Origin of the sequence: Kordia algicida OT-1, assembly GCF_000154725.1 — a bacterium.
GTDB lineage: Bacteria > Bacteroidota > Bacteroidia > Flavobacteriales > Flavobacteriaceae > Kordia > Kordia algicida.
The window spans coordinates 3,253,019-3,276,208 of the sequence record NZ_DS544873.1 but is presented as its reverse complement, the minus strand read 5'-3'; the positions used below and the strand labels follow the sequence as shown (position 1 = coordinate 3,276,208).

The 23,190-nt window shown below is 34.6% G+C and carries 25 protein-coding genes; 12 read left to right on the top strand and 13 right to left on the bottom strand.

Annotation, left to right across the window (positions count from 1 at the left end; translation table 11 throughout):
• Positions 1 to 54: 54 nt before the first annotated feature.
• Positions 55 to 2,187, bottom strand: a complete 2,133-nt coding sequence (locus KAOT1_RS14040) for a M3 family metallopeptidase (protein WP_007095498.1) — start codon at positions 2,185 to 2,187, stop codon at positions 55 to 57.
• Between the two features lie 119 nt (positions 2,188 to 2,306).
• On the opposite strand from KAOT1_RS14040, the gene KAOT1_RS14035 reads away from it, so the two are divergent.
• Positions 2,307 to 3,065 carry a hypothetical protein gene (locus KAOT1_RS14035; RefSeq protein ID WP_238528706.1) on the top strand — a complete coding sequence of 253 codons (759 nt, stop codon included), beginning with the start codon at positions 2,307 to 2,309 and terminating at the stop codon, positions 3,063 to 3,065.
• A gap of 82 nt (positions 3,066 to 3,147) precedes the next feature.
• Here KAOT1_RS14035 and KAOT1_RS22985 read toward each other — a convergent pair whose 3' ends face one another.
• From KAOT1_RS22985 to ahcY, 5 genes are all read right to left on the bottom strand, one after another.
• Complete coding sequence (locus tag KAOT1_RS22985) at positions 3,148 to 3,315, bottom strand: hypothetical protein (protein WP_007095496.1); 168 nt, start codon at positions 3,313 to 3,315, stop codon at positions 3,148 to 3,150.
• 32 nt (positions 3,316 to 3,347) lie between these two features.
• A complete protein-coding gene (locus KAOT1_RS23225) occupies positions 3,348 to 3,542 on the bottom strand; it encodes a hypothetical protein (RefSeq protein WP_007095495.1) in 195 nt (64 codons plus the stop codon).
• 324 nt (positions 3,543 to 3,866) lie between these two features.
• The gene (locus tag KAOT1_RS14025; protein WP_007095493.1) at positions 3,867 to 4,073 is read right to left on the bottom strand and encodes a hypothetical protein; all 207 of its coding nucleotides are present in this window, start codon (positions 4,071 to 4,073) and stop codon (positions 3,867 to 3,869) included.
• 76 nt (positions 4,074 to 4,149) lie between these two features.
• Positions 4,150 to 5,844, bottom strand: a complete 1,695-nt coding sequence (locus KAOT1_RS22050) for a helix-turn-helix domain-containing protein (RefSeq protein ID WP_007095492.1) — start codon at positions 5,842 to 5,844, stop codon at positions 4,150 to 4,152.
• Between the two features lie 136 nt (positions 5,845 to 5,980).
• On the bottom strand, positions 5,981 to 7,297 hold the full coding sequence (gene ahcY, locus KAOT1_RS14015) for an adenosylhomocysteinase (protein WP_007095491.1): 1,317 nt from the start codon (positions 7,295 to 7,297) through the stop codon (positions 5,981 to 5,983).
• A gap of 138 nt (positions 7,298 to 7,435) precedes the next feature.
• Between ahcY and KAOT1_RS14010 the strand changes: the two genes are divergently transcribed.
• The 6 genes from KAOT1_RS14010 (at position 7,436) to KAOT1_RS13985 (ending at position 11,984) form a co-directional block, all read left to right on the top strand.
• The gene (locus tag KAOT1_RS14010; RefSeq protein ID WP_007095490.1) at positions 7,436 to 8,074 is read left to right on the top strand and encodes a 4'-phosphopantetheinyl transferase family protein; all 639 of its coding nucleotides are present in this window, start codon (positions 7,436 to 7,438) and stop codon (positions 8,072 to 8,074) included.
• Between the two features lie 4 nt (positions 8,075 to 8,078).
• The gene (locus tag KAOT1_RS14005; RefSeq protein ID WP_007095489.1) at positions 8,079 to 8,807 is read left to right on the top strand and encodes a phosphoglycerol geranylgeranyltransferase; all 729 of its coding nucleotides are present in this window, start codon (positions 8,079 to 8,081) and stop codon (positions 8,805 to 8,807) included.
• A 172-nt stretch (positions 8,808 to 8,979) separates the two neighbouring features.
• Positions 8,980 to 9,240 (top strand): hypothetical protein, encoded by a 261-nt coding sequence (locus KAOT1_RS14000; RefSeq protein WP_007095488.1) that lies wholly within the window; start codon positions 8,980 to 8,982, stop codon positions 9,238 to 9,240.
• On the top strand, positions 9,224 to 9,928 hold the full coding sequence (gene pnuC, locus KAOT1_RS13995; protein ID WP_007095487.1) for a nicotinamide riboside transporter PnuC: 705 nt from the start codon (positions 9,224 to 9,226) through the stop codon (positions 9,926 to 9,928). The genes KAOT1_RS14000 and pnuC overlap by 17 nt, the downstream gene beginning before the upstream one ends.
• Positions 9,883 to 10,440, top strand: a complete 558-nt coding sequence (locus tag KAOT1_RS13990) for an AAA family ATPase (RefSeq protein ID WP_007095486.1) — start codon at positions 9,883 to 9,885, stop codon at positions 10,438 to 10,440. Before pnuC ends, KAOT1_RS13990 begins: the two co-directional genes overlap by 46 nt.
• Positions 10,437 to 11,984, top strand: a complete 1,548-nt coding sequence (locus KAOT1_RS13985; protein WP_007095485.1) for a DUF4301 family protein — start codon at positions 10,437 to 10,439, stop codon at positions 11,982 to 11,984. Before KAOT1_RS13990 ends, KAOT1_RS13985 begins: the two co-directional genes overlap by 4 nt.
• 563 nt (positions 11,985 to 12,547) lie before the next feature.
• Here KAOT1_RS13985 and KAOT1_RS13980 read toward each other — a convergent pair.
• Complete coding sequence (locus KAOT1_RS13980) at positions 12,548 to 12,787, bottom strand: hypothetical protein (RefSeq protein WP_007095484.1); 240 nt, start codon at positions 12,785 to 12,787, stop codon at positions 12,548 to 12,550.
• A gap of 388 nt (positions 12,788 to 13,175) precedes the next feature.
• Between KAOT1_RS13980 and KAOT1_RS13975 the strand changes: the two genes are divergently transcribed.
• Positions 13,176 to 15,566: a TonB-dependent receptor gene (locus tag KAOT1_RS13975; protein ID WP_083777309.1), complete on the top strand. Its 2,391-nt coding sequence runs from the start codon at positions 13,176 to 13,178 to the stop codon at positions 15,564 to 15,566.
• Positions 15,567 to 15,655: 89 nt separating this feature from the next.
• Here KAOT1_RS13975 and KAOT1_RS13970 read toward each other — a convergent pair whose 3' ends face one another.
• Positions 15,656 to 16,099 (bottom strand): hypothetical protein, encoded by a 444-nt coding sequence (locus tag KAOT1_RS13970; RefSeq protein WP_007095481.1) that lies wholly within the window; start codon positions 16,097 to 16,099, stop codon positions 15,656 to 15,658.
• Between the two features lie 197 nt (positions 16,100 to 16,296).
• Between KAOT1_RS13970 and greA the strand changes: the two genes are divergently transcribed.
• On the top strand, positions 16,297 to 16,773 hold the full coding sequence (gene greA, locus KAOT1_RS13965) for a transcription elongation factor GreA (RefSeq protein WP_007095480.1): 477 nt from the start codon (positions 16,297 to 16,299) through the stop codon (positions 16,771 to 16,773).
• Positions 16,774 to 16,884: 111 nt separating this feature from the next.
• Positions 16,885 to 17,274, top strand: coding sequence for an HIT family protein (locus KAOT1_RS13960; protein ID WP_007095479.1), 390 nt, complete (start codon positions 16,885 to 16,887; stop codon positions 17,272 to 17,274).
• Between the two features lie 151 nt (positions 17,275 to 17,425).
• Here the strand turns inward: KAOT1_RS13960 and KAOT1_RS13955 are convergent, their stop codons facing one another.
• Complete coding sequence (locus KAOT1_RS13955; RefSeq protein WP_007095478.1) at positions 17,426 to 18,598, bottom strand: sensor histidine kinase; 1,173 nt, start codon at positions 18,596 to 18,598, stop codon at positions 17,426 to 17,428.
• 121 nt (positions 18,599 to 18,719) lie between these two features.
• Positions 18,720 to 18,962, bottom strand: coding sequence for a hypothetical protein (locus KAOT1_RS13950; protein ID WP_007095477.1), 243 nt, complete (start codon positions 18,960 to 18,962; stop codon positions 18,720 to 18,722).
• Positions 18,963 to 19,216: 254 nt separating this feature from the next.
• Here KAOT1_RS13950 and KAOT1_RS13945 point away from each other — a divergent pair, with 254 nt between their 5' ends.
• Positions 19,217 to 20,077 carry a flavin reductase family protein gene (locus KAOT1_RS13945; RefSeq protein ID WP_007095476.1) on the top strand — a complete coding sequence of 287 codons (861 nt, stop codon included), beginning with the start codon at positions 19,217 to 19,219 and terminating at the stop codon, positions 20,075 to 20,077.
• 5 nt (positions 20,078 to 20,082) lie between these two features.
• Complete coding sequence (locus tag KAOT1_RS13940; RefSeq protein ID WP_007095475.1) at positions 20,083 to 20,457, top strand: DUF3127 domain-containing protein; 375 nt, start codon at positions 20,083 to 20,085, stop codon at positions 20,455 to 20,457.
• A 174-nt stretch (positions 20,458 to 20,631) separates the two neighbouring features.
• Here the strand turns inward: KAOT1_RS13940 and KAOT1_RS13935 are convergent, their stop codons facing one another.
• The 3 genes from KAOT1_RS13935 to folE all read right to left on the bottom strand — a co-directional run bounded on the left by KAOT1_RS13935 (position 20,632) and on the right by folE (position 23,109).
• Entirely contained in the window at positions 20,632 to 21,453 is an 822-nt protein-coding gene (locus tag KAOT1_RS13935) for a hypothetical protein (RefSeq protein ID WP_238528705.1), read from the bottom strand.
• Between the two features lie 30 nt (positions 21,454 to 21,483).
• Positions 21,484 to 22,362, bottom strand: a complete 879-nt coding sequence (locus KAOT1_RS13930) for a DUF5829 family protein (protein WP_157560138.1) — start codon at positions 22,360 to 22,362, stop codon at positions 21,484 to 21,486.
• An 84-nt stretch (positions 22,363 to 22,446) separates the two neighbouring features.
• The gene (gene folE / locus KAOT1_RS13925) at positions 22,447 to 23,109 is read right to left on the bottom strand and encodes a GTP cyclohydrolase I FolE (RefSeq protein ID WP_007095472.1); all 663 of its coding nucleotides are present in this window, start codon (positions 23,107 to 23,109) and stop codon (positions 22,447 to 22,449) included.
• Positions 23,110 to 23,190: the final 81 nt, after the last annotated feature.

Here is a 23,190-nt window from a genome sequence, read left to right as displayed (position 1 = left end):
AAAGCCTGAACATTTTTTGTTCAGGCTTTTTTTATGGAATCATTTCATTTGCCGTTATTTTACAAATCCTTTTTTCTTTAATAAAGGCTCAATTTTTGGCTCTGCACCACGGAATCCTTTGTATAATTCCATTCCTGGTAATGAACCGCCCTTACTTAACATGTTACGATATTTTTTTGCGGTTGCTGGATCAAATATATTTCCTGTGTCTTTGAATGCTTGAAAAGCATCTGCATCCAATACTTCTGACCATAAGTAGCTGTAATATCCAGAGGAATAGCCCACAGGACTCGAAAATATATGTCCGAAATATGTGCTTCTGTAACGCGGAATAATTTCGTCAATCAATCCTAATTTGGTCATCGCTGCTGCTTCAAAAGCATTAACATCTGTTGGAATATCTGCTGTTTTTGCATGCCAAGCCATGTCTAAGTATGCCGCCGCCATATATTCAACCGTAGCAAAACCACCATTGAAGGAATTGGCATCTTTCATTTTTTTAATCATTGCATCAGGAATTACTTCTCCTGTTTTGTAATGTTTGGCAAACATGCGTAATACTTGCGGTTCGCTCATCCAGTTTTCCATTACTTGCGAAGGAAATTCTACAAAGTCTCTCGGTACATTAGTTCCTGATAAGGATTCATATTTTACATTAGAAAACAATCCGTGGAGTGCATGACCAAATTCATGGAACAAGGTTTCAGCTTCCGTAAAAGATAGCAACGATGGCGAATCTCCGGAAGGAGCAGGATAATTAAAGTTATTTGTTACAATTGGTGTTACCATTCCATCAACATTCATCTGACTGCGTAAAGCATTCATCCAAGCACCACCACGCTTGCTTTCGCGGGCAAAGAAGTCCATATAAATGATTCCTAAATGTGAACCATCGGCTTCTAATACTTCAAATACTTGCTGATCGTCATGCCATTTTGGAACGTTGTTCATTTCTTTAAATTCCAAACCAAAGAGTTCATTTGCCAACGCGAAAACGCCATCTCTTACCGCATTTACTTCAAAGTACGGACGTGTTTCTTCTTCGTCAAAGTTGTATCGTTCTTTGCGGACTTTTTCTACGTAATGTCTCCAATCGCTTCCTGCAAATGTTCCTGTAACACCTTCACTTTTCATTTTTTTGGCTAAAGCTTCACGTTCCGATTTTGCCATTGCTAGTGCAGAAGACCATAATTTGTCCATAAAACCATATACAGCTTCTGGAGTTTCTGCCATATTATCCGAAAGAATGTAAGCTGCATGTGAATCGTAACCTAATAGTTTTGCTTTTTCCAAACGCAATGCTGCCATTTCGCTTAGAATGGCTTTGTTGTCGTTTTCATTATCGTTATTTGCACGCATTGCATACCCGTCAAATAAGGCTTTGCGAGCTTCTCGGTTTGGAGATGATTGTAAAAACGGATTGATACTTGGACGTTGCAATGTGAACGACCAACCATCTTCATGTCCTCTTTTTTTAGCTTCTTCCGCAGCTAAAGCCACTAGACTTTCAGGAAGATTTCCGAGGTCTTTTTTGTCTTTTGTATGGTATTCGAATGCGTTGGTTTCATCTAGTAAGTTTTCTCCAAAATCACCACTTAGTTTTGCCAGTCGCGTGTTGATTTCGCGCAAGCGATCTTGTTTTTCACCTTTTAGACTGATTCCTGCACGCACAAAACGTTTGTGAGTTTCTTCAAGCAAACGTGTTTCTTCTGGAGATAAGTTAAGTGTATTTTTTTGATCGTACACTGCTTTTACACGTTCATATAATTTAGCATTTAGGTTGATAAAATCGCTATGCGTAGCCAATGCAGGCGTAATTTCTTTTGCAGCGGCTTTTAGCGTATCATCCGTATTTGCGCCATTTACGGCATAAAAAATACGTTGTAATCTTTTTAAATATTTTCCACTAAATTCTAACGCTTCAATGGTGTTTTGAAAAGTTGGTGTTTCGGTACTTTCGCTAATGGCAGTAATTTCTTCTTGATTTTCTTTCAGTGCAATTTTGAATGCAGGCAAGTAATCGCTGCTTTTTATTATATCGAAAGGTGGTACGCCGTGTGGAGTGCTCCATTCGGTCAATAAAGGATTGTCGGTCATTTTGGTTTCTGATTTTTTTTCGGGCGTAGCATCTTTGCAGGAAGCAAATAGTAGAATGCTACTAATAATGGCTATTGAAGTACGTTTCATTTTATAGTTAATTAGTACAACAAGATACTATTTTTTTAAATTTTATGAATGATTTTAACGTTCTATACGAATTGTATATTCAACACGTTTGTATAGTATACATTCACAAAAACCGACACATGATGAAATCATTTTTTACCATTTTACTTTTTTGCATTAGTTTTTCAGTTTTTGGTCAAAAGAAAATTCATGTGTTTGTAGCGTTGTGCGATAATATACATCAGGGAATTGTGCCAGTGCCAAAATCATTAGGAAACGGTCAAAATCCACAAACAAATTTGTATTGGGGCGCGTTGTATGGAATGAAAACATATTTTAAGCGCAGTAAAGATTGGGAATTTATAAAAACGATTCCCTCAAAAAACTCAAAAATACTAGAACGTGTTCTTTTCAAACACAAAACTTCTGACACATATTTGTTGGCTGATGCATATGATGGAAAGTATATTAAACAAACAACGATCGACTTTTTACAAGCGAGTAGCGGAGCAAATTCTGAAGAAATAACCATCAACCATCAAAAAATAAATTTTGGTGGAGGTGCAGATTTAGTCGCGTATATTGGTCATGATGGTTTAATGGAGTTTACTTTAGATACAAAGTTTTCACCCAAAAACAATAAAAAGCGCGATGTAATTATTTTAGCATGTATTAGTAAAAATTATTTTAAACCGTATGTACAGCAAACAGGTGCAAATCTGTTAGTTTGGTCTACAGGATTGATGTCGCCCGAAGCATATACGCTAAAATGGGCAATTGATGGTTGGATTTTAAACGAATCTGATGCAGAAATTCGCGAACGTGCTGCAAAGGCGTATCACAAATACCAAAAATGTGGTATGCGTGGCGCAAGAGGTTTGTTGGTCACAGGGTATTGAGAAATTATTTTATAAAAAAACTTTTACCAAACTAAAATTCGTTTGGTAAAAGTTTACCTAAAGATCTATGATCTGCGTATCGTTAACTTGGGCTGCAGCCAATATTTGACCACACAGGATCTGCTGGTCGTGACCAACAAACACAGTCTGTATGAGGAATAGATGCCCAGCCAATTCCTCCTTTTACCGCTTTGAAATCTGAAATAGTGCTTTTCTCTAGTTTTAATTTATTTACATTCTTTTTTTTCATTTGGTTAACGTTTTAAAAGGTTTATTTAATTTTTAATGGTCACAGATTACCTGAGTATTTTCACAATCGTTCCAGGTTGGTTGAGGAGTACAAGGAGAATAACATGTTTTGTAGTATTTGTTTGTAAAATCGCAAGTACGTCCAGAAACACCTCCTTTTATCTCATCAATTTTTAGAGTAGAAACATTTTGCTTGTTGAGGTGAAGTTTGATTTTTGATTTTTTCATAATTTTATTGGTTTTAAGGTTAATTTCTTGGTCTTTGACATGTTTCGGTATGGTAGCAAGTAACATCTGTATACACGCATTCCTGTATTGAACATCGATACGGATAGGATGCACAACCTCTTTGCAAAGTGTCTTTTGCCAAACCTCCTGTAACTTTTTTATTAGTTAAGTCAGCAATAGGAGCTTTTTTTAAATTTAACTTAGAATGAACATTCTTTTTTTTCATAATCTTTAAAAATTTTTGGGAGTTTTTAGTGACATGAAATTAGAATGTATTTTTAGTGTACGCAATCAAACGAAACTTCGTTTTATAAAAAAGAGGTGTTACATATGTCCTGCATCATCTTTACCTTCATCCGCGTGATTTAGGCTGTCAGGTCTTGTGGTTATTGTATATTGACAGTGTGGAAATTCAGTAAAACAATCAACTTCATTAGTTTCGGGAGCGTCTGCGCCACCTGCAATGGTAAGATTTGAAATGCTAACTTTTTTTAATTTTAAGGAAACTAAAGTAAAATCTTGTTTTTTCATAGTATAAGAATTAGTATAAACTTTTTCTTAAAGATAGATATTACCTAGGCTGAAACGAAAAAGACATGCCTTCATTTTATGAAATAGCGGTAAGATTTTTGATGAAAAATGAAGGATAAATGCCTGTTTGTTTTTTAAATGCTCTCGAAAAAGCACCTTCACTTTTAAAACCTAATTCTTTAGCAATCGCTTTGATGCTATACGATCGCAACACTTTATCATTTTTTAAGGCATGCAATACATAATTGATGCGCAATTGTGTAATGTATTTTTTGAATGTAAGCCCTTTGTGTTCGTTTACGATTTGAGATAAATATGAAGTATTTGTATTTAATTTCTTGGCAACGGAAACCAAACTTGTATTTTTATGTAGAAATGCTTCTGATTTTTCAAACTTTTCCAAGCCTTCTAAGATAGTAGCAACTTTTTCATCAGAAATTTGAAATTTATTTATAGTTGCTTCCGAAACATCTTTTTTGGAAGGTTCCGTTGAAAGTTTTTGCAACAACTCATCAAATTTTTTCTTGTTGTTGCGTTGTAGTTTTTTATAGGCAAGAAATAGTCCAACAAGCGAAATAAGCAATCCGATGGAGATAAAAAGTAAGGATTTGTTTTGTTTTTCTTTTCGTTTAGAAGTAAGCTGTAAAGATGAAATTTTATCTTCTAATGTTTTTGTGTCATATTCTTTTAAAATAGTATTCGTATGAGTAATTTGCTTTTGAATGGTATCTGTATAGGCAAAATCGTGTGCAAAGCGATAGTTTTCCAATGCTTTGTCTGTGCTGTCAATCTGTTCGTAACTATTTGCTAGTAATGAAAGTACTTCTCTGAATTTAAAATCGTCAAACTCAATTTCTTTCTGTAATGATTTTATCGCTTCAAATTCGGTAATTGCTTCCGGAAACATCTTTTTTTCATAGTATGTTTTCCCGCGAAAGCGACATATAGGATATAAATTTCGTTTTGTTCCCAATAGAGAGACTAAGCTATCGGCTTTGTGTAAAACCGTCAGTGATTTGTCATAATCTTTCCGCATATAATCAACAATTCCTTGTAGGGTAAAATAATAACTCAATGCATCTGTGTCTTTTTGTGCAATGCTCATTTCTTTAAGTTCGGGTAAATATTCAGCAGCAGTTTCAACATCTACATACGTGTAAGCAGAAATCAATCCGATCAATGTGTTTAAGTATAATGTGTGATATTTTTTTTCTTCTATAATTGGTGTGATGATTTCTTTATTTTTCAAAAACAACGCTGTAGCGCCTTCATGATCGCCCATAATATTTTTGATGGAACCAATACTGTGATTTGAGTAAATCTGATAACGAATGTTTTTTGTTTTTCTCGCCAAAGCGTCCAACTGTAAATAGAAGTAAATGGCGTCCTTATATTTGCCAAATGTAAAATATGTTTTTCCTTTTTGACTTGTTGCTTTAATGAGTAAGCTATCATTTTTTTCTCGTGTGGCATAAAGAATTACGATATTGATGTGATTTAAAGCCGCATCCATATCACCAAAATAATTTTTAGAAGATGCTTGCAATAAAATACCTTCATGTTGCTCCAGTATATTGCCTGCATTAGTAGCTTTTGTGAATAATGCTTCGGCGTATTTTTCGGCGATTTTAGGTTTTGAATATGCTAAATTTCGGTATCCATCTTTTAATGCTTGATAGCTTTTTTTTAGCAGTGAATCATTTTCCTGGGCAGAAACGTTTTCACAACAGCATAAAATAAGCAATAAAGTAATACAGGAAATGAATCTCATAAAGTGGCAATTTGGCAAAAGAGGTATTCTACCTAATAGTGATGTAACTATTTGTTTTGTTACCCTAAGATAAAAAAATAAAAAGCCTTTTATCAAAAACGATAAAAGGCTTTTACATATTGTATAAGAATAAATCTTAGTATCTGTAGTATTCTGGCTTGTATGGACCTTCTACAGTTACACCAATATATTCCGCTTGATCTGTAGAAAGTTCTTCTAACTCAACGCCAATTTTTGCTAAGTGTAAACGAGCTACTTTTTCATCTAAGTGTTTTGGTAGCATGTACACTTCATTTTTGTACTTGTCTGAATGATTCCAAAGTTCAATTTGTGCCAATGTTTGGTTTGTAAATGAATTACTCATTACAAAACTTGGGTGACCTGTAGCACAACCTAAGTTTACCAAACGTCCTTCGGCTAATAAAATGATGTCTTTTCCGTTTACGGTATACTTATCAACCTGTGGCTTGATTTCTACTTTTGTATCTCCGTGGTTGTCATTTAACCAAGCAACAGCAATTTCATTATCAAAATGTCCAATATTACAAACAATCGTTTTGTCTTTCATTGCTTCAAAATGCTTTCCAGTAACGATATCTTTGTTTCCTGTTGTTGTAATTACGATATCAGCATTTCCAACAACATTTTCTAATTTCTTAACTTCAAAACCGTCCATTGCAGCTTGTAATGCGCAAATTGGATCAATTTCAGTAACGGTAACAATACTTCCTGCACCTTTAAAAGAAGCAGCAGTTCCTTTTCCTACGTCTCCGTATCCACAAACAACAACTCTTTTTCCTGCTAACATAACATCCGTTGCACGACGAATTGCATCTACAGCACTTTCTCTACATCCGTATTTATTATCAAATTTAGATTTTGTAACAGAATCGTTAATGTTAATGGCTGGCATTGGCAACGTACCATTTTTCATTCTTTCGTATAATCTGTGTACACCTGTAGTTGTTTCTTCAGATAAACCTTTGATGCCATCAACCAATTCTGGGTAACGATCTAAAACCATATTTGTTAAATCTCCACCATCATCTAAAATCATGTTTAATGGTTTGCGATCTTCTCCAAAAAATAATGTTTGTTCAATACACCAATCAAATTCTTCTTCGTTCATTCCTTTCCATGCGTATACTGGAATTCCAGCATCAGCAATAGCGGCAGCAGCCTGATCTTGTGTTGAGAAAATATTACAAGAACTCCAAGTTACTTCTGCACCAAGTGCTTTTAAAGTCTCAATTAAAACAGCAGTTTGGATAGTCATGTGTAAACATCCAGCAATTCTTGCGCCTTTTAACGGTTGTTCATCTTTATATTCTTCACGAAGACTCATTAATCCTGGCATTTCTGCTTCGGCTAATTCGATCTCTTTTCTTCCCCATGCTGCTAAAGAAATATCTTTAACTTTATAAGCTACGTAAGGAACTGATTTTGTACTCATACTCTTTTCTTTTTTTTATAGTTAGAATAATTATGGTTTGTGACCTAAAATATTTTTAAATTCGCTTCATAACTTTGCAGTGCCTCGCAAGCACTAAAAGTTTGCGAGTGCAAAGGTACTAAATAACTTTTTAATATAATGGCTCTTTACAAAACTATAACAGTAAATAAACATACTAAAGTGCTGATTTGGAAGATAGAAGAGTCTTTTGAAGAATTAAATCGTGAAATAAAACTCACAAATCACTGTCAGCAACGCCTTGACGGAATGCGCTCTGAAATTCATCAACGTGGCTTTTTAAGTGTTCGTCACTTATTGGCAGTTTGCGGATATACTGATTTTGATTTGTACTATGACGAAAAAGGAAAACCGCATTTGAAAGACGGAAAATACATTTCAATCACACATTCATTCAACTTTTCAGGAATTATCATAAGCGATACCATTCCTGTTGGGATTGATATTGAAAAACAACGTGATAAAATTCTGCGAATAGCTCATAAATTTACTCCACTAGAAGAATACAATACCATTGCCAATCATGAAGCGTTGGTTCGCAAGGTAACCATTGTTTGGGGCGGAAAAGAATCTATTTACAAAGTATATGCTGAAAAAGGATTAAGCTTTATAAAGCACATTGATATTGACGATTTTTCGATGGATGCTTCCAAAACAAAAGGAACTGTTTATTATGGAAACAATACCGCGACGTATTCGCTCGATTTTTTAGAATTTGAAGGATTTACCTGTGTCTATGCCTTAGAAGAAAATCGTTAGTATGATGAAAAAAACAATCTATGACGATATTATTCAGGCAAAACAAAACGGTCAAAAATTATTGGCAGTTTTAATTGATCCCGATAAAATAGACATCAATCACATTCCTGAATTTTTCAAAAAAGTACACAAATCGATTGTCACACATGTATTTGTTGGTGGAAGTACGGATGCAGAACGAAAAATGGAAAACGTGGTAGCAATCATCAAACAACATACAAAATTACCTGTTTTAATTTTTCCAGGAAGTCACGAGCAAATCACAGAAATGGCAGACGGAATTCTGTTCTTGTCGCTACTTTCTGGACGAAATCCGAAATACTTAATTGAACAGCAAGTACAATCGGTTGTAAAACTGATAAACACAAGTTTAGAAATCATTCCGACAGGATATATTTTAATTGATGGCGGCATAGAAACTGCGGTACAACGCGTGAGCGAAACACAGCCAATTTCACAAAAAAATCATGCAGAAATTTTACATACAGCCTTAGCAGGACAATTTTCTGGCAAAAAACTCGTCTATCTAGAAGCGGGAAGTGGCGCACAAAAAGCGATCAAGCCAGAAATCATACAAGAAGTTTCAACCAAATTGCAAATTCCATTGATTGTTGGTGGCGGCATTCGTTCCAAAAATCAACTTAATGTTGCATTCAATGCTGGAGCCGATTTGATAGTCATCGGAACTGCCTTTGAACAAAACGAAGCCTTTTTGAATGAATTGAAAAGATGAAATTTTAAATGCTTAATGTTGAATTTTAAATTAGAAAAAAGATTTTTTTAAGACCCAAGACCCAAGACCCAAGACCCAAGACCCGAGACCCGAGACCCGAGACCCAAGAGCCAAGAGCCAAGAGCCAAGAGAACAAACAACGAAAAACAAACAACAAACAACAAACAAAAAAATGAATATCTCAGTAGAATTAACGCTCACACCATTACAAAACGATTTTGAAACTCCAATTATCAATTTCATCAAAAAACTTAGAGCTTCACAATATACAGTATTGGAAAATCCATTAAGTACGCAAATTTATGGCGATTATGACGGCATTATGAAACTACTAACTTCCGAAGTAAAAACAGCGTTTGAAAAAGAAAACAACATTCTACTCACAATGAAAATCGTAAAATCCGACAGAAGCAACTATGAGCCAACTTTTTGATTTCTTAGCCAAACCGTATGAAAATGTAACCTGGTTTATGATACTGCTCGAATTTACTGCAGCAGCTTTTGGTATTGCAAGCGTATGGTTTGCCAAACAGGAAAAAATTTGGGTATATCCTACAGGAATTGTCAGTACGGTAATTTATATTTACATCTGTTATCACGCAGTATATTATGGTGATATGATTGTAAATATTTATTATTCGTTAATGAGTATTTACGGTTGGTATATGTGGACACGCGTTCGGGAAGATGCCAAATTAGAAATCTCACGCACCAACTTTTGGGACAAGCTAAAAACAATCTCTATATTTCTTTTTACGGCAGCTTTTACCTATGTCGTATATGTACAATATGATGTAATAGACATTCACTTGGGCGTTCAGGAAACTATTGATCTGGTATTTTCTAATTTTGGTTCTATAGCAGAAATTAAAACCATTACACCGTATTTAGACATTTTTACAACTGGAATTTTCTTTTCAGGAATGTGGCTCATGGCGAATAAAAAGATTGAAAACTGGATTTTTTGGATTTTCGGAAATCTTGTGTCCGTTCCGTTATATTTTGTTAAAGGATATGGTTTTACAGCAATTCAATTTGCAATTTTCTTAATTTTAGCCATCTTTGGATATATCGCATGGAGAAAAACCTTGAAAAACAAAGCAATAGCAGCATCAAAATAGTCATTTTTGGACCTGAATCTACAGGAAAAACAACACTAGCAAAGCAGTTAGCTGCACATTACAACGCTACATTTGTGCCCGAATATTCGCGTATTCTTGCAGAAGAAAAACAGCAAAAAGGTGAAAAACTAACTTCGGAAGATGTCATTCCTATTGCCAAAGGACAATTGCGATTAGAATGTCAAGCTCCTAAAAATACCATGCTCATCTGTGATACCGACATTCTAGAAACCTTAACGTATGCACGCATCTATTATCCTGAATTTAAAAGTGAAACCCTTAAAAAATATGTGGCAAAAAACACTGCAAATCTCTATTTTTTAACTTATATTGATACACCTTGGGAAGCGGACGGAATTCGCGATTTGCCTCACAAAAGAGAAGAAGCATTTTTACAATTTCAACAAACCCTAAAAACCTATAATCAACCCTATGTATTGTTGAAAGGAAATGAGCAAACACGACTCCAAACAGCAATTACACACATAAACAAACTGCTAGAAGTACATTGAACTTTTCAAAAAAACATACGGAGCAAATAGAAGCAAAAGGATTAACATTGCTTCAAGTAGAAAAACAATTAGACAAGTTTGAAAAAAAAATACCTTACACTCAAATCACTGAACACGCAAGTGTTGATCGTGGCATACTAAAACTGACGTCTGAAACAGAAGAAAGCTACAGCAAAATATACGAGGAAACCTATGAAACGCTAGAAATTGTCAAATTTACGCCAGCTTCAGGAGCGGCAACGAGAATGTTTAAATTTCTATACAAATTTCTTGAAAACTACAACCCAAAAAAGGATTCCATAAACTCATACATCAACAAAGAAAAAGAACCAGAAATTCGTCTATTCTTTATCGGATTGGAAAAATTTCCTTTTTACGATGATGTGCTAAAAATAATGAACAAAACAGAACTAGATCGTATTAAAAAACCCGATCAGTTCAATTATGATTTTGTACATACGTTGCTAGCAGAAACTGGACTCAACTACGGAAACTATCCAAAAGGATTACTTCCTTTTCACAAATACAAAAACCACCTTTCTACGCCTTTTCAAGAGCATTTATTCGAAGCTGCAAGTTACGCTTGTAAAAACGGAAAAGCCAAGTTGCACTTTACTATTTCAAAACAACATTACGAGAAATTTAAAGCCACAGAAAATAAAATTTTACCACACATTTCTCAAAAAACAGGTTGCACTTTTGACATATCTTATTCCTATCAATCGGAGCAAACGGATACCATTGCGGTCGATCAAAAAAACAGACCAATACATGATGCCGAAGGAAAGCTACTATTCAGACCTGGCGGACATGGCGCGCTCATTGAAAACCTAAATCTGATTGATGCCGATTTAATCTTCATCAAAAATATAGACAATGTTGTAGTGAATACGTACGCAGAAGAAATATCGCGCTACAAAAAAATTCTGGCAGGCAAACTCATTGAATTGCAGCAGAAAGCTTTCAAATTTATGGAAATGTTACATGAAGGTGTATCAGATGAAGAACTCAACACCATCTTAAACTTTCTCTACACCGAACTTAACATTCAAATCAGTGAAGAATTTGAAAAATACTCACAAAAATATCAAATTGAATATCTCATCGAAAAACTCAACCGACCAATTCGTGTGTGTGGCATGGTAAAAAATGAAGGAGAACCTGGCGGCGGACCATTTTGGGTAAAACATGAAAACGGTGCTGTTTCCCTACAAATTGTAGAATCAGCTCAAATAGACAAAAAGAACGACTACCATCAAAGCATTCAAAAACTTGCAACACATTTCAATCCGGTAGACATTGTTTGTGGCGTAAAAGACTATCAAGGAAACAAATACGATCTCACAAAATTTGTAGATCGTAAATCATACTTTATTGCTTCCAAATCAAAAAGTGGCAAAAAAATAAAAGCGCTGGAGTTGCCAGGTTTGTGGAATGGTGCCATGGCGTTTTGGAACACTATTTTTGTGGAAGTTCCATTAGTCACGTTCAATCCTGTAAAAACCATCAACGATTTGCTAAAACCTACGCACCAAGTAAAATAACAATTTATTGTCATTCCTTCGCAGGAAGGAATCTACTAGAAAGCAAAAAGACCAAAAAGGATTTACACTCTCAAATTTATATTGTGAATTACTTACAATTACTAACTAAGCAAACCGAGAACAATCTTATCATACATAATCACTGCTAAAAAAAATTGCATTGAAAAAAATAAATTATTTCATCAATGCAATTTCAAAATACGATCTACTGTAATGTGAGTTCAGCATAAGAATTGTAGTTTGAAACTATTCTTTTCCGCAGTATAGTAGGGATTTTTCTTTAAAGTTTTTTGAAGCTTTGAAAAAATGTTAATTCATAAACTCCATAACAGAAAATAGAGCTTGGTGAACTAAAATTTAGAAAAATTCATGCGGTTTTAGTTTTTCCCTAAAAGAAAAACTAGAAATACCTCTGGAAAAGTTCCCTTTTTTTTGTTTCTTTTCTTTGGGTAAGCAAAGAAAACGAAAATTAAAAAACTAAAAATTAATAACTTAATAGAGATGTTTCTGAAGTTGCTGTAGATATAAATCGAATTAATTATATCGAAATCACGTTACTATAATCAAAACTTACACGGTGTTCCATCAGGGTTTTGCCCGTTTCCAATTGTATGCGTACAGCGAATTGCTTCAGTAAGTTTTATAGGTTCTGTCACTGTTTGGCAGGTATCTACATCAGAAATAATACACGGATTCTCTGTAAATCTGGCTGCAGCACCTCCACGAACGGTATTCAAATAAGATACATGTGAAATTTTAGTCGTTTTAAAAGCGAGCTTTTTCTGGAAATTTTGTTTTTTCATGAGAATAAAGTTTTATGGTTACCTATTAAAAGTACTGATTTTCAGAATGCTAAAATGTTAAAAAATGATATTTTCTTACGTTTCATAAAGAAATTCAATAAAAAACACCATTATGTAACAAAATAAAAACAGTTTGATAATTGTTTAAAAAAACGATTGACAATTCAAAAAACTGAATTACTTTTGCAGCATCTCAAAGGGGTGCAACTTGAATCACATTCAAAACGCTGAGATTATACCCAATGAACCTGGGCAGGTAATGCTGCCAAGGGACAAACTAAATCTTTCAAAGATTGGTATGCCGACAGTCATAGTCTGTCAACACTAACTATTAATTTTTAATCAAGAATAATTACCCCTTTTATTCGTAACAAAACGTATTACGAATATGAAGAATTTATTCGCTTTTTTATGCCTTTTCGTACTATCAGTCAGTATGCAAGCGCAAAACTTTACAGTCTCAGGAACTGTAACCGATGAAAATGGAAAACCATTATTAGGCGCAACCATTGCCGTTAAAAATGCTTCCACAGGAACTACAACCGACAGCGACGGAAAGTATGCTATAAAAGTCGCTTCTGGGAATTATGAATTTGTTTGCACTTTCGTGGGAATGAAAACTGCAACGAAAAATGTCTCCGTAACAGGAAACACCGTAGTAAACTTTACCTTATCCGATTCGGCGGAAGCTTTAGATGCTGTCCTCATTTCAGCAGTCCGCGTAAATGCCGACTCACCAATCACTCACTCAAACCTAGAAAAAGAGGAAATCGCAGAACGTAATTTGGGACAAGATGTGCCAATTTTGATGAACTTCATGCCTTCTGTCGTTACAACTTCTGATGCTGGTGCTGGTGTCGGTTACACCGGAATTCGTGTGCGTGGTAGTGATGCGACTCGTGTAAACGTAACGATCAACGGTATTCCGTACAATGACGCGGAAAGTCAGGGAACATTTTGGGTAAACATGCCTGATTTGGCTTCTTCTACCGAAAGCATTCAGTTGCAACGTGGAGTAGGAACTTCCACAAATGGTTCTGGAGCATTTGGCGCAAGCTTAAGTTTACTTACAGACGCCGTTTCTGAAAAAGCCAACGGAGAAATTTCAAACTCTTTCGGTAGTTTCAACACCAGAAAACACACGGTAAAATTCAGTACAGGAAAACTAGATGGCAACTTTGAATTGGCTGGTCGTTTATCAAAAATAAAATCAGATGGTTATATTGATCGTGCTTCTTCCGACTTAAGCGCGTACTTTTTACAAGGTTCGTATGTGGATGAAACAACACTAATCAAAGCTTTGACGTTTGGCGGACATGAAATTACATATCAAGCTTGGAACGGAATTGACAGAGAAACATTAGAAAGAGATCGTACCTTCAATCCTTCAGGTCAATTTACAGACGAAAATGGAAATGTACGTTTTTATGACAATGAAGTAGACAATTATCGCCAAGATCATTACCAATTTCATTGGAATCAAAAACTTTCTGAAAACTGGACTACCAATCTTGGATTAAACTACACGTACGGACGCGGATATTTTGAGCAATACAAAGAAGATGAACCTTTTGATGAATATGGTTTTGAAGAAATCGTCATCAACGGAACAACCATCAATGAAACCGATTTAATCCGCAGACGTTGGTTAGACAACGATTTCTACGTTATCAACGCAAATGCAAATTACAAAAAGAACAATCTAGACATGGATTTCGGAGCGTTTTTAGGAATCTACGATGGAGATCATTTCGGAGAAGTAATTTGGGCGCGTTTTGCAAGTGATAGTGAAATAAGAGATCGTTATTACGAAGGAAACGGAAAGAAAAACGATTTGAGTTTCTTTACAAAAGCGACCATTCGTGTAAACGATAAAATAAGTCTTTTTGGAGATTTACAATTGAGAAATGTGACCTATAAAACCTCTGGAATTACGTCAGATTTAGTGCCTTTTAACATTGATGAAGATTACACGTTTTTCAATCCAAAAGCAGGAATCAATTACCGAATCAATCCAAAAAATAGTTTGTACTTCTCGTATGCGCGTGCCAACAGAGAACCAAACCGAAGTGATTTTGAAAACAACAACGAAGTAAAACCTGAACAACTAGACGATTTCGAATTAGGTTGGCGTTGGAACGGAGAAAATTTCACCGTAAATACAAACGCATATTACATGCTGTACAACGATCAATTGGTACTTACGGGAGCGTTAGATGACACAGGAACGCCGTTGCGTACCAACAGTGGAAAAAGTTACCGTTTAGGATTGGAAATTGATGCTTCTTTCAAACTAAGTGAGCAATTTACGCTTCGTCCGAACGTGGCAATCAGCACGAATAAAAACGTAGATTTTATAACATCAAGAGATGGAAGTTTGGTCGATTTAGGAAATACAGACATTTCGTTTTCACCAAATTTTGTGGCAGGAAACATACTTTCGTATGCGCCATCGCAGAAGTTTCAAGTATCATTATTGTCTAAATATGTAGGCGAACAATACATGGGAAATATTGACTCAGATGTTTCAAAACTAGACAGTTATTTTATCAATGACCTGAATTTGAACTATGAAATCAAAATGAATTCTATCTTCGAATCCATCATCTTTACAGGATTAATCAATAACATTTTTGGTGTAGAATATGTCTCTAATGGATATTTCTTCACATTTGATGATACTTGGTCAAATCCAGGAACCGTAACAACCATTGAAGGCGCAGGATTTTATCCGCAAGCCACTAGAAACTTCTTAGTAGGAATGACTTTGAAATTCTAGCAAACCAACCATACCATATGTAAAAAGCGACTTGAAAGAGTCGCTTTTTTTATCTCAATACTAAAATCTCAATACTAAGAACTATTTCTCTAGTTATTTGAAACAGTCACAACATTTCCTGATTTCGTCGTGCGATAATTTACCATAGGATAACTATCAGCACCTTCCACAGGATTCAATAACTGTCCGTTTGCCAAGCTATATTCATAATCTTCACAATCACATTTTGCCAACACGCCATTAATTTCCATTGTGGAGCATGTACTAGGAATATGGTTCGGACAACTTGCTTCCCAAGCTAAAAACTGATCGCCAGATAAATTAAACACAAAAAAACCACGAACGCCGCCACCATTAGCAATATAGGTTGAACCGCCAGCAAAATTTAAATTGTCAAACTGTGGTAAATTCAGATTGATCTGAAACTGCACCAACGCATTTGGTATATAAGGATTGTTATTCACGCCATCATCATCCGAATTACATGAAAGAAAAGCGACAAGCGTACAACATAAAAATAAAAAACGTTTCATTTAATCAGTATTTATTAAGTTTTGCAATTTACGTAAAATCATTTTTTAAAAACTCTCAACAGCAAGCACTTTAAATATTTTCTTATATTTGTATAACAAATCCCGTATTCGATGGGATTTTTTTGCGTTATATAATACATGATTATCTATTTATATCGTAAAAACCTACCGATGAATAGATAGAAAACGAAGAAATTATGAGTAAAGTATCTTATTATACAGCAGAAGGACTAAAAAAATTAAGAGATGAGTTAGATCACTTAAAAAATGTGGAACGATTAAAAGCTTCGCAAGCAATTGCAGAAGCAAGAGACAAAGGCGATTTAAGTGAAAACGCAGAATATGATGCAGCCAAAGAAGCACAAGGATTGTTAGAAATGCGAATTTCAAAAATGGAAGCTGTTTTATCTACTGCAAGAATCATTGACGAAAGTCAGTTAGACACCTCAAAAGTATTAGTGCTTTCTACAGTACGTATCAAAAATACGACCAACGGAATGGAAATGACATATACATTGGTAGCAGAAAGTGAAGCAGACTTAGCTGCTGGAAAAATTTCTGTAACTTCTCCAATCGGAAAAGGACTGTTAGGAAAATCTGTGGGTGAAATTGCTGAGGTAAAAGTACCAAACGGAATAATGAAATTTGAAGTGTTGGAAATTACACGAAGTTAATACCTAACAAATTTTTAAATAAAAAAATCCTTTCTTACTTGTTAAAAAAGGATTTTTCTATATCTATTCGCAAGAACTTTTTTATCTTACCAATTATCCAAATTCATTGATATGGCTTCGATTTTTACCAAAATAATTAATGGAGAAATTCCATCCTACAAAATTGCAGAAGACGAAAATTACTATGCTTTTTTAGATATCAATCCAAATTCGGCAGGTCATACTTTATGTATTCCGAAAGAAGAAGTAGATAAAATTTTCGATTTATCGGAAGAAACCTATATGGGGTTGATGCGTTTTTCAAGAAAAGTTGCGATTGCCATCGAAAAAGCCATTCCTTGTCAGCGTGTAGGAATGACAGTCATCGGTTTGGAAGTTCCGCATACACATGTGCATTTAATTCCGTTACATAATATGCAAAGCATGAATTTTGCAAACAAAGAAAAACTCACGCCTGGCGCGTTTGAGGAAATCGCTGAAAAAATTCGCGCGAAACTCTAGGAAATTCTAAAGTGTTTTGTGTATCACGAATCAACAAAAAACAAAAGAGCAAGCGACAAAGTCTAAAAGCGAAGCGTGTCTAAAATCTAGTAGCAAAGCGATCTTGATTCTAACAGCGTAAGCGATCTAATAATCTAATAGCAAAGCGATTCTAAACAACTGTTTTCAACGAAATCTGCATCGTTGTTCCTTTGCCAAGTTCAGACTTTAAAACTTTAATCTTTCCGTTGTGGTAATTCTCAACAATACGTTTGGCGAGTGATAAACCCAATCCCCAACCACGTTTTTTGCTGGTAAATCCAGGTTGAAACACCTTTTTAAAATTTCGCTTCGGAATTCCTTTTCCGTTATCCGTAATTTGAATCCTTACAAAACTATCTGCAGGAATAATTTCTACATGCAACGCGCCTTTTCCTTTCATGGCGTCAATGGCGTTTTTTACCATATTTTCAATCGTCCAGCTATACAATTGCGCGTTAATTTCACTGTAAATTGCGGTTTCAGGAGCGTTAAAAGTAAAATTAACTAGCTTAGACGTTCGCGATAGTAAATAATCGTAAGAATCTTTGGTTTCTTGTACAATATCCAAACGTTCTAATGTTGGAATCGAGCCAATCTTGGAGAAACGTTCGGTAATTGTTTGTAGGCGATCAATATCTTTTTCGATTTCCTGTACATACTCAGGATCTACATTTTCAGTCTTTAAAATCTCTGTCCAACCGACTAGCGAAGAAAGCGGTGTGCCAATTTGATGTGCGGTTTCCTTTGCCATTCCTGCCCACAATTTATTTTGTTCGGAAGCTTTTGAAGCACTAAAAAAGAAATAGGCAACAGCGGCGAATAACACTATAATTAGCAATAGTGCAAGTGGATAATATTTGAGTTTGTTTAAGGCTGGAGAATCCCCATAATACAATGTTCCAAGCTTTACTTGACGATTTAAATCCTCATCAAAGTAAGAAATATCAATAGGTGTGTTTTCGCTTGAAAATTGTTTAATTTTTTTCTTTAAATATAATGAGTCTCTGATTTTATCTTCATCCATGTTTTGAGCATCCATTATTCCATCCTTAGTAACAGATATTCTTGGATTTGAGGTATTTCTCATCATAACTTCTAAGTTTAAAGTTATATCGTCATCACTAGCGGCTTTGCCTTGACTTATTTCAGAAACTGCTAAAGCATAAATCTCCATTTTAGCTCGTTCTTCTTGTTTAAATTCTTGAAAGAAGATGTATGTATTCCATAAAATTCCAGAAACTATCGCGAAAGAGGCGATGATAAGAATCCAACGAACAAAAACCTGCCTATTTTTTAAAATCATAGAAATAATTTGAAAACACTAATATAAACGAAAACTAGGAGTTTTATTGTTTGCGAATACTTTGAAAAAGAATATAGAGTTATTTCTATTCTTGAAAACAACTCTATATCTCAATTAAAGATTAGAGTTCCTCCACAACGCGTCCTAAAATATTATATGTTGTATAACCAGCAGTCCCATCATCTGGAAATTGAACTATGTAAAGACCGTCTGATAAATTGTTACAATGACAGTTATCTAAAATTCCACCTAGAGCAACTCCATCTTTGCAGACCAGCTTGTAGTTAATTCCACCCAAAACTGTATGTTGCTCCGTTTTCGTCAATGTCTTTACACCATCAACATTTAAAATGTTTTTAATCATAATTTTAAATTTTTAATTATTAAATCATAAATATAACGAAGAAATACAATATGTTAGTATTTTAACTTCAAAAAAAGTAGGTAATGACGTACTTGCGACAAAATGATTGTGAAAGCTATTTTAATTCATTCTCATTAATTACGAAAAAGTCATTCTATTTGAATTTAGTTGTTAAAAACCGCCGTTCAACGTTAATAACTATAGTTGTTTGCTCCGCTTTTTTATAGTAGTTTTGTGGTACTAAACACGTAGAAATGTTATCGATAGATCCAAAAGAAATTCCAACGGCTAAATTGCACGGATATTTATTAGGTGCAGTCGCTCCAAGACCGATTGCCTTCGCCAGCACGATTGATGCGGAAGGAAATCCGAATTTATCTCCGTATAGCTTTTTTAATGTTTTTAGTGCCAATCCGCCGATCATGATTTTTTCGCCAGCGCGTAGAGTTCGTAACAATACGACAAAACATACGTTGGAAAATGCGTTGGCAACGAAAGAAGTCGTGATAAATGTGGTAAATCATGCCATTGTTCAACAAATGTCGTTGAGTAGTACGGAATATGCCGAAGGTGTAAACGAGTTTGAAAAAGCAGGATTGACGATGTTGCCATCGGAAAAAATAAAACCATTTCGTGTGGCAGAATCGCCAGTACAATTTGAATGTAAAGTCAATGAAATTGTGCATTTAGGAAATGAAGGCGGCGCAGGAAATTTGATTATTTGTGAAGTGGTAAAATTACACATAAATGAAGACGTTTTAAATGATCGTGGAACGATAGATCATTACAAAATTGACTTGGTAGCCAGAGCCGGCGGAAGTTTTTACAGCAGAGCGCGCGACGGATTTTTCGAAATTCCAAAACCCATCGCAACGTTGGGAATTGGCGTAGATCAAATTCCTGAAGCTATTCGAACAAGCAAAATTTTAACAGGAAACGATCTTGGAATTTTAGGAAATGTAGAGCAATTGCCATCTGCAAAAGACATTGAAGAATTTAAAAAAACAACTGAAATTACGATTTCAGATATATTAGAAACAAATCATAAAGCAGCACAAGCGTTTTTAGCGAAAGGAGATGTGATGACTGCTTGGAAAATATTATTAGCAAAATAAATAACATGGAAGTACAGGGAAAAATAAAAATGATCGGGCAAACGCAGACATTCGGAAACAACGGATTTAGAAAGCGTGAAGTTGTTGTAACAACAGAAGAACAATATCCACAACATATTATGGTGGAATTTGTACAAGATAAAACAGATTTACTAAATAATTTCCAAGTAGGGCAACCTGTAAAAATCAGCATCAACTTGCGTGGTAGAGAATGGGTAAATCCGCAAGGAGAAACAAAATATTTCAACTCTATTCAAGGATGGAGAATTGAAAACTTACAACAAGAAGCGCCAGCAGGAATGCCGCCAGTGCCGCCAGCAGATGCTTTTGAACCAGCAAACGACTTCAAGGAAGAAGATCATGACGATTTGCCTTTTTAAGAAAAGTTCAATTAATAAAGAGGCTGTCTAAAAGCTATGAAAAACTTCATTTTGGTCTTGTTTAAAATCTCATCACATTGATTTATAACTGTTATGAGAAACAGAGCTAGACTCAGTTTGATGAAATTGTTACTTTTAGACAGCCTCTTTTTTTAAGCCAAATTTTAAAGTATATTAGTTTGTTAGTGTTACAGATCTAGTGACTTTATTAAAAGGTCCAGGAATTAATTTTCCATTTTCATCTAACAGTTCCAATTGTATCGTAACCTCACCCATTGGTAACCCTTTTATAATATGAGGAGCCCATTCGGTAATCATAAATTCTTCGCCATTAATAGTCGCTTTTACTTTATGACCAGTTTCTGAAAGTTTAGTATTTAAAACGAAGAAATCTAACAAAAGATTTTCAGTGTCTTTTCCAGTATATTTTCCTTTAGGTCTACTGTAAATCAATGTTGGTGTACTCATATCTAAACCATGTGTGTCTTGAGGATTTTCTCCAACTTCCAATTTTTTGACAACTACAGAGTTTTCATTTTTTACAGATTCATGAAAAGAACGACTTAAAAAGGCCACCAAATGATGTACACCTTCTGGAATCTCTTTTTTGAAAGATGGTGTATAATGAGCAGAGTATGGTTGATTGTTTAGTATAAAGTGAATATGCTGTCCTTTTCCAGAATTGGCTAATAATGTAGTATTTGGTCCAGTTGTCTGCTCTCCAAGATTATAATTATTTACAGTAAAATTAAAATCCACTTCTCCTACCGTAGTAATTTTTGTATCCTCGGGCGCATCCATTGCTAATACAGCATCAGCGTATGCAGGTGATCCTTCTAATTTTTCAAGCGTGATTTTCACCTTTTTTGTCTCAACAGTTTTTGTTGTTTCTGTATCTTTAGAAATCTCTTTGTTAGCGTCTTTTTTTTCGTCTTTACAAGCGGTTATTCCTGTAATAAGTACCAGCATTATTGCAAATACACGTAAAGTTTTCATTTTCATTTCTAATAGTTTTATGGTTATTAATTAAAAGATGGTTTTATTAAAAGTATTAAAATCCCATATAGATTTCATACCATAATTGGTAATTGTGAGATTTCCTAATTGTATCACGCTACTATCAATAGTATTTAATTTACATTGTATTTGTGTAATATGACTATTTTTTATGGTCTCAGAAAGGCGAATTTCTATAGTTATATCACCGCTAGCGATGGTAAGTGTTTTTCCTTCATTTTTGATAAGATCGCATCCCAAATGTCGCATTTCTTGTGCAATACGATAAAAATCTGCTTTGGTGCAATGCATTGAAATACTCTCAATATCTTTAAAAAGGCATTCTTTTTTATATAATTTTTTTAAAAAAGCTTCTCGTGAATACGTATGGTGTTTAACGTGATACAAACTGTCTAGAAAAATAGGATTATAAAAAGCATACCACGTATGTAGATTTGTACTTATATTAGGCGAGTAAAAAGCTTTAAACCATGTAATTTCAGTATTTTCAATAGGCAAGTCAATAGTTTCAGAAATGCTTAAGTATGGAGTTTTATTTTGTGCTAACTTTGGTTGTACACCTAAGTGAAAATGCTCTCCTTTATTGTGTAGTGAAAAACCAATGCCACTTTTTCCTATAGGCTCCTGATAACGGTTATTTGGTCCTAAAATTTCAATATAATGAGAATGACCTCTTATATAACAAGATGATGTTTTAGCGTCAATAGCTTCAAAATTAGGCAAGCCTTTATCTATACTTCCATACATATCATTAAAAAATGCATTCTGCTTTAACTGTGCATACGACACACTATCTAATACGACATACAAATGGTCAAATAGTATCTGAGATACATTTGTACCAAAAAATGCATCCACTTTATCATAATCTACAGAAGATTTTTCCAAGTCTTTTTGTTGTTTACTACAAGAAAAAGAGAGGATTAGTATAAAAATAAGGGTTCTTTTATAGATCATCTGTGATTACTAATTTTAAATAGAAATTTTTGTAACGATATCTAAAAACTCTTGTCTTTTTTGATCTAGTTCAAAACACCCGCCATATTCTACTGTTGTGGTTAAGCTGTTTTTATCTTTGATTCCTCTAGAAGAAACACACAAATGTTTGGCAACTACCATTACAATTACATCTTCAGTTTTTAAGGCATATTGTAAGTCTTTCAAAATTTGCAATGATAATCGCTCTTGAACCTGCGGTCTGTGTGCATAATAATCTACCAAACGATTAATTTTAGAAAGTCCAATAACCCTATCATTTGGAATATACGCTACGTGTGCATGACCAACAATAGGTAAAAAATGATGTTCGCAAGCCGAATCAATAGTAATGTTTTGTTCTACCAGCATTTTTCCATATTTATATTTATTTTCAAAAGTGGAAAGCTTCGGTTTGTTTGCTGGATTTAATCCGTAAAATAATTCTTTTACATACATTTTCGCAACACGATACGGTGTGCCTGATAAACTATCATCGGTAAGATCAAGTCCAAGTTCTTGCATGATATGTCCGAAGTATGTTTCTATATTTTTAATCTTCTCATTATCAGAGGTGTCAAAAGCATCAGGTCGCAACGGAGTTTGTATGCTAGTAGCAATATGATTATTGCCCAATACCTCTATCTGTTCTTTGTCCATTCGATTCTTTTTTTAAAAAATTATGTTACAAAACTATGAATATTTTGCTAATGCAACTGTGTTGCGCTAAATTTATTGCGA

Excerpts from the sequence above, each read along its gene's own strand:
- KAOT1_RS22985 (WP_007095496.1), bottom strand. The coding sequence starts at position 3,315 with ATGAAAAAAAAGAATGTAAATAAATTAAAACTAGAGAAAAGCACTATT.
- KAOT1_RS14005 (WP_007095489.1), top strand. The coding sequence starts at position 8,079 with ATGAAAAAAACAATCTATGACGATATTATTCAGGCAAAACAAAACGGT.
- KAOT1_RS14025 (WP_007095493.1), bottom strand. The coding sequence starts at position 4,073 with ATGAAAAAACAAGATTTTACTTTAGTTTCCTTAAAATTAAAAAAAGTT.
- KAOT1_RS13990 (WP_007095486.1), top strand. The coding sequence starts at position 9,883 with ATGGAGAAAAACCTTGAAAAACAAAGCAATAGCAGCATCAAAATAGTC.
- KAOT1_RS13980 (WP_007095484.1), bottom strand. The coding sequence starts at position 12,787 with ATGAAAAAACAAAATTTCCAGAAAAAGCTCGCTTTTAAAACGACTAAA.
- KAOT1_RS13955 (WP_007095478.1), bottom strand. The coding sequence starts at position 18,598 with ATGATTTTAAAAAATAGGCAGGTTTTTGTTCGTTGGATTCTTATCATC.
- KAOT1_RS22050 (WP_007095492.1), bottom strand. The coding sequence starts at position 5,844 with ATGAGATTCATTTCCTGTATTACTTTATTGCTTATTTTATGCTGTTGT.
- greA (WP_007095480.1), top strand. The coding sequence starts at position 16,297 with ATGAGTAAAGTATCTTATTATACAGCAGAAGGACTAAAAAAATTAAGA.
- KAOT1_RS13970 (WP_007095481.1), bottom strand. The coding sequence starts at position 16,099 with ATGAAACGTTTTTTATTTTTATGTTGTACGCTTGTCGCTTTTCTTTCA.
- folE (WP_007095472.1), bottom strand. The coding sequence starts at position 23,109 with ATGGACAAAGAACAGATAGAGGTATTGGGCAATAATCATATTGCTACT.
- KAOT1_RS14035 (WP_238528706.1), top strand. The coding sequence starts at position 2,307 with ATGATGAAATCATTTTTTACCATTTTACTTTTTTGCATTAGTTTTTCA.
- KAOT1_RS14040 (WP_007095498.1), bottom strand. The coding sequence starts at position 2,187 with ATGAAACGTACTTCAATAGCCATTATTAGTAGCATTCTACTATTTGCT.
- KAOT1_RS23225 (WP_007095495.1), bottom strand. The coding sequence starts at position 3,542 with ATGAAAAAATCAAAAATCAAACTTCACCTCAACAAGCAAAATGTTTCT.
- ahcY (WP_007095491.1), bottom strand. The coding sequence starts at position 7,297 with ATGAGTACAAAATCAGTTCCTTACGTAGCTTATAAAGTTAAAGATATT.
- KAOT1_RS13935 (WP_238528705.1), bottom strand. The coding sequence starts at position 21,453 with ATGAAAACTTTACGTGTATTTGCAATAATGCTGGTACTTATTACAGGA.
- KAOT1_RS14000 (WP_007095488.1), top strand. The coding sequence starts at position 8,980 with ATGAATATCTCAGTAGAATTAACGCTCACACCATTACAAAACGATTTT.
- KAOT1_RS13945 (WP_007095476.1), top strand. The coding sequence starts at position 19,217 with ATGTTATCGATAGATCCAAAAGAAATTCCAACGGCTAAATTGCACGGA.
- KAOT1_RS13950 (WP_007095477.1), bottom strand. The coding sequence starts at position 18,962 with ATGATTAAAAACATTTTAAATGTTGATGGTGTAAAGACATTGACGAAA.
- pnuC (WP_007095487.1), top strand. The coding sequence starts at position 9,224 with ATGAGCCAACTTTTTGATTTCTTAGCCAAACCGTATGAAAATGTAACC.
- KAOT1_RS13960 (WP_007095479.1), top strand. The coding sequence starts at position 16,885 with ATGGCTTCGATTTTTACCAAAATAATTAATGGAGAAATTCCATCCTAC.
- KAOT1_RS13940 (WP_007095475.1), top strand. The coding sequence starts at position 20,083 with ATGGAAGTACAGGGAAAAATAAAAATGATCGGGCAAACGCAGACATTC.
- KAOT1_RS14010 (WP_007095490.1), top strand. The coding sequence starts at position 7,436 with ATGGCTCTTTACAAAACTATAACAGTAAATAAACATACTAAAGTGCTG.
- KAOT1_RS13975 (WP_083777309.1), top strand. The coding sequence starts at position 13,176 with ATGAAGAATTTATTCGCTTTTTTATGCCTTTTCGTACTATCAGTCAGT.